The sequence below is a fragment of the Methanoregula sp. genome (genome assembly GCF_002835825.1).
GTDB lineage: Archaea > Halobacteriota > Methanomicrobia > Methanomicrobiales > Methanospirillaceae > Methanoregula.
Map to the genome: position 1 here is coordinate 1 of NZ_PIZH01000161.1, position 4,976 is coordinate 4,976.

5 protein-coding genes are annotated in these 4,976 nt (G+C 56.9%); all 5 read right to left on the reverse strand.

Translation table 11 applies throughout. The features are described from left to right. Positions 1–1,599 (reverse strand): coenzyme-B sulfoethylthiotransferase subunit alpha (gene mcrA / locus CW742_RS07070; protein ID WP_292418408.1); only part of this gene is annotated, 1,599 nt, incomplete at its 3' end. A gap of 6 nt (positions 1,600–1,605) precedes the next feature. Continuing rightward, entirely contained in the window at positions 1,606–2,370 is a 765-nt protein-coding gene (mcrG, locus tag CW742_RS07075) for a coenzyme-B sulfoethylthiotransferase subunit gamma (RefSeq protein WP_292418411.1), read from the reverse strand. 7 nt (positions 2,371–2,377) lie between these two features. Beyond that, positions 2,378–3,013: a methyl-coenzyme M reductase I operon protein C gene (gene mcrC, locus CW742_RS07080; protein WP_292418414.1), complete on the reverse strand. Its 636-nt coding sequence runs from the start codon at positions 3,011–3,013 to the stop codon at positions 2,378–2,380. Positions 3,014–3,016: 3 nt separating this feature from the next. Further along, on the reverse strand, positions 3,017–3,487 hold the full coding sequence (gene mcrD, locus CW742_RS07085; RefSeq protein WP_292418417.1) for a methyl-coenzyme M reductase operon protein D: 471 nt from the start codon (positions 3,485–3,487) through the stop codon (positions 3,017–3,019). Positions 3,488–3,503: 16 nt separating this feature from the next. Beyond that, on the reverse strand, positions 3,504–4,817 hold the full coding sequence (gene mcrB / locus CW742_RS07090; RefSeq protein WP_292418420.1) for a coenzyme-B sulfoethylthiotransferase subunit beta: 1,314 nt from the start codon (positions 4,815–4,817) through the stop codon (positions 3,504–3,506). Positions 4,818–4,976: the final 159 nt, after the last annotated feature.

The following is a 4,976-nucleotide window of genomic DNA, read 5'->3' on the forward strand; positions in this document are numbered from 1 at the left end:
GTCGAATTTCAGCGACGGGTCGGCGAACGTGATCTTCATCAGTGGGGATAGGGTCCATGCATCTCCGCGTGCAATGTGGGCAGCGCCCGCGATTGCAGCGTATTCTCCCTGGTGACCGACGTTCATTGCATAGTTCGGGTAGTTCGGTCCACGGAGCTCGCCGAGTAATCCCTCGTCGGGACGGATCGACATGGAGTTTGCGGAACCGCACTGGTCCTGCAGGTCGTAGCCGAAGAAGCCGAGACGTGACCAGCCTTCCTTGTGGGCGAGCATGGACATGTACCAGCCGTTTAAGCCAGCGTTCGAGTTTGCAGTAGCGAGTGAACAGGTGATACCTGATGCTGCTGCAAGGACGGATGCACGCTGGGAACCGCCGAAGTGGCTCTCGAGGGTGGTCGGGAACTGTTCGTACTGTTCCATACCGTAGAGAGTGACCTCGGTTGCGATGTCGCTGAGGGTTTCCTGGTTCTTCTTTGCCTTGCCGAGACCGCCGTGCTTGGACTTGATGTAGTCAAGACCATAGTAGCAGTAGTCATCGAGGATGTTGTCGGTGTATGCAGCGGTTGCATACTGGGTGAAACCGACACCGCCGGACATGTAGCTGCCGAGCCAGATCTGGTCGAAGAGCATGGTCCCACCACCGACGACTTCAAGGGCTGCCTTGACGGGGTCATTGGGGTACTTGCGGTCGGCCTGGATCATGTCTGCAAAGTGACCGAACTTGATGCCACCGGGCTCGTTCGGGCCACGTGCACGGCGTGCGGGCAGGATGTCTGCCATCTGGATAACACCGGCGTGCTTTGCGGCGAATGCGAGGTCAGCGACTGCTGCCTCACCGGCGCACATGTGGTAGGCACCGATGAAGGACATACCGATCTGCATTGCAGACCACCGGGAGGTGGTTCCACCGTCGCAGGTCCTGCTGACGGTTGTCGGGATGTGGACAGCCTGGAACATCGACTTGCCGACTGCTGCCTTTAAGGCTGCTGCGGACTTTGCCGGGAACAGCTTGTCGAGGTTGAGCAGGAACTGGGGCTCGATGTCGTCTGCCATCTCGTCGTCGCCAGTGAAGATCTTCACGTAACAGTCGTCGACGAGTGACGGGTGGGTCTCGACCATGTGTTCCTGGACGACTGCGCCGCCAGGCATTGCGTGGTTGAGCACGTGGAGGTACTCGTTGATGGTCTCAGGAGTAACTTCCTTGCCGAGACGCTTCTGGAGGGTGTTGTGGGCGAGGTCAAGACCTACGATGATGGTCCTTCTGATGTCGTCCCACATCTGCTGCATTGCAGCGTTGTTGACGAAGTGGAGGTCGTCGCCTTCTACAAAGACGTTGGTGCCGGAAACTTCGTAGGTCATCAGCTGGCGCTGACCGAGCGGGATACCACCGAGGTGGCAGCGCTTGGGGTCGTAGCCGGAGATACCGCGGTCCATCTCGACCTTCTTACCGGCCTTCATGAACTCGACTTTGCGGGGGGACTGCTCAAGACCTTCGCGGCCGAACACGGTGTGGGTTGCCGAGGGGTCTTCTGCAAACTTCTCCTTCATTGCCTTCAGGAAGAGCTTCTGGGTCCTTTCGATTTTTGCTGCTTTTGCCATGTCTTATCACTCCTTGGGCATGAAGCCGTACTTCACACGGAGTCCGTGGATGCGCTGGATGTATTCGATTGCTTCTGCATCGTCGCGGTAGGCAGATCCCACAAGTGAGTGGTAGATCGTGGTGTTTGCCTTGAGCCACTTGTTGTCCATGGGCTTGCCGACCTTGACTTCTGAGTCGAGGGGCTCTCCGATCTGGTTCTTGACGTACTTGACAATGCCGGCCTTCTTGTCGAAGACACAGCGCTGGAGCATGTCGAACATCATGCCGTTCTCATCGAGACGGAGGGAGTGGCCGTGCACGGTTGCACCACGGACACCGGTCAGTGCCGGGTCGAAGAGTTCGCTCTGGACGAGGTCCTTTGCGTACTTCTCAAGGTCTCTCTCACGGCATTCGATGATCTGACGGCCAGAGAGCGTACCGGGGTCAATGCCGCGGAAGCGGTATGCCTCGAGGTAGGACCTGAGGTAGGGCTGGCAGGGTGCGTTGTACATCGAGTCAGCGAACTGGATGTAGCGGACGCGGTCGCCGGCCTTTGCGCCGTCGGTCGGGGTGACCAGCTTGCGGACCGGGCATGCAGGTTCCTGCTGCTCGGAGAGCGGGGGGTGTGCACTCTTGTAGGCTGAGCCGGGTGCACGGTGTCCCATGATCAGGACGATGTCCTTGTCGGTTACGTCCCGAAGCTTTGCAAGCTTATGTGCCGGGTCCATCTGCTTGCGCCTGTTGGCTGCAACGGTGGAGGTACCTGCATTGTACTGGGGTTTATATGCCATTATTTTATCACTCCAATGGTTTCTTCTGTTTCACGATTCTCATGACGGATGAAATGACTTCTGCCATCTTCTCGCGCGTGGGGGTCTGACCCCGGGTAACACCGCTCACGATGGACATGACCGTACCTTTGGTCTTGATCTTGTCCGCCGGGGGCATTACGACCGATGTCTTCACTCCCTCCTTTGCGAAATCCTCGTAATCGACCGGGGACTGGGAAACCACGATCGCCTTCACATCACAAGCCTGAAGGATAAAACGGACCTTGTGCACCACGTGGGAACGTACATTCCCGTGGTGGAGGATGGCGACCTTGTGTTTCTCAATCTGTGCGATCTCCTTCTGAGTAAGCCCAAAATAAGCGCCGAGGACTGCACCACCGATTTTTGGTGCATCCGGCGGCACGCCGCTGCCGGCATTCAGTACCAGCGTGCTGATACTGTATTCGACGCCCTGTTGCCGAAGACCTGAGGTGATATCACACACCGGCTTTGTCACGTGGCGGCGTCCGGGAGACATCCCGACCACGATGACGTCCGGGTAGCGGCATTCGGAGATGGTGCCCCGCTGGGCAAGACCGCCTCCTTTACCCATGCCCATCGCCTCGCGGCAGTCAACAACCTGGGTTACTCGTCCTATCGGCATGATTTATTTTATTCCCTGGAGGATTATCGGCCGGGACTTGCTGCTTGGATCAGCAAGGCCGAGCATTTCCTTGTCCGCATTCGGGCCGTACTTGCAGTAATCCACAAGCGACGGTTCGGTCTTCATAAATTTACCCTCCTTGATGCGGAAGGAAAAATCGGTAAAAACCGGTTCGATCGCGGCTTTCAGTGCGGGAACAACATCGCGGTTTTCAATCTCGAGAAGAACGGTACCTACATGAACCTGAAGGGGTATCTCCTGGTCGCCGACATGAATGGTCTTCCTCATAGGATGAGGGTTGTCCAATCCTCTTGCCGGCCCGTAGGGTACTGTCATAGGGAGGCGCTGTCCGTTAAGGACCATACGCCGGACTCCCGGAACGCTCACAATCCTGTTGAGCAGTTTCTCCGTTGTCTCTGGATTCATCAGACGCTCTGAGTCAATCCTGCACTGGGGGAACGTGGCTTCTGTCATTCGTATCCTTGAAGGCTTAGATGCCCTTTGCAACTGCCTGGATCGGCTTCTTGAATGCTTCGATCTGGCCGAATGTGTCCTGGTAGACCTTCGAGGTGTGCTCGGGTCCGAACATCTGGGTTCCCGCGTCGAGTGCACAGGCTGCAGCGATACAGGGCATACCGACACCGGCTGCGTGCCTGGTCACGACGTGGTTACCGTTGAAGACACCGGGACCGCCGCCACCGTAGATCGAGTGGCTGAAGAACGAGAACCCGACTGCGACACCCATTGCGCGACCGAAGTCTGCGCCGGGGAGGCCGGTCTCGTGCTCAAGCAGGTCGTTGAAGTAGAGCAGGGTTGCTGAGACTGCCTGGGCGAAACGTCCGGCACCGCAGTTGACCATGGTTGCTGCAAGGGTACCTGCCGATGCATAGGCGTTCCAGAGCATGGGGTCCTTGGTCTCGTAGAAGACGAAGCCGCTCTTGCCCTTCTTGCCTGCCTTGATGACCTTGTCCTCAATGGCACGCTCGACGAGGGACTGCACGACAGTACCGATGGTACCGGTCTTGCCGTTCTTCTTGACGAGGTCGTAGACGATGTTGTTGGCGTTGAGGCCCTGGTACCCGTAGAGAAGGAGCTGTGCCCGCTCGAAGGGACCGACAGCGTTACCCATCTCGAACTGTCCTGCCTGCTCGAAGGTGGACATAAGGGCTGCTGCCTGGACTGCATTCCGGTGGGTCATCATGACCGCGTGGTTTGCGGGGATGTTGCGCAGTGCGTAGCCGAGACCTTCGTTGAACTGGGGGATCGACAGAATCGAGATGACGTTGCCGCCCTGCATGTCCATGGTCTGCGGGTAGGTACCCCAGACTGCTGCCTTGATGTAGGAGCCGTCGAACATGTCAACCTTGTACTGGTCAACCAGTGCATAGGTGGTGGCCGCTGCAACAACGGTTGATGCAACATCGTAGGTTGCTGCTGCGTTCATACGGGCAGTCGGGATCTCGACAAGGATCATCTTGCCGCCGCCAACCTTGGTGATCTTGGTGTTGTCACCGGCTTCGACCTGGACCATGTCCTTGATCTTGGCTGCGAGTGCATCAGAGTCCTTGACACAGCTGCAGTTCATGCTGCGGCCAAGGATCTGGTTGGACTTGCCGCCGACCTTTCCGGTCTTGAGTGCATCCTCAATACCGGCAAAGTTGACTGCAACGGTCCTCTTGGTGAGGTCGATAACATTCTGTGCGCCCTTGTTGACGACGGGGCTGATCTTGTCGATGGTGACATTGCTCTTTAAGAGCTTCCCCTCATCGTCATAGAGGTCGATTGTGTCTTTGTATTTTGCCATTTGAATTCCTCCAAATTTTTCAGTAAATCGCGGTACAATACTGTCGCTGAACGAGAGCGTGTCCTCTTCAGGAACACGAGTAATGAATGAAAGTCGCTATTGCACGTCCCCTTAAGATGGGACAGTCAATAATTCCCAATTACGCCATATAAGTATTCC

Excerpts from the sequence above, each read along its gene's own strand:
- mcrG (WP_292418411.1), bottom strand. The coding sequence starts at position 2,370 with ATGGCATATAAACCCCAGTACAATGCAGGTACCTCCACCGTTGCAGCC.
- mcrC (WP_292418414.1), bottom strand. The coding sequence starts at position 3,013 with ATGCCGATAGGACGAGTAACCCAGGTTGTTGACTGCCGCGAGGCGATG.
- mcrD (WP_292418417.1), bottom strand. The coding sequence starts at position 3,487 with ATGACAGAAGCCACGTTCCCCCAGTGCAGGATTGACTCAGAGCGTCTG.
- mcrB (WP_292418420.1), bottom strand. The coding sequence starts at position 4,817 with ATGGCAAAATACAAAGACACAATCGACCTCTATGACGATGAGGGGAAG.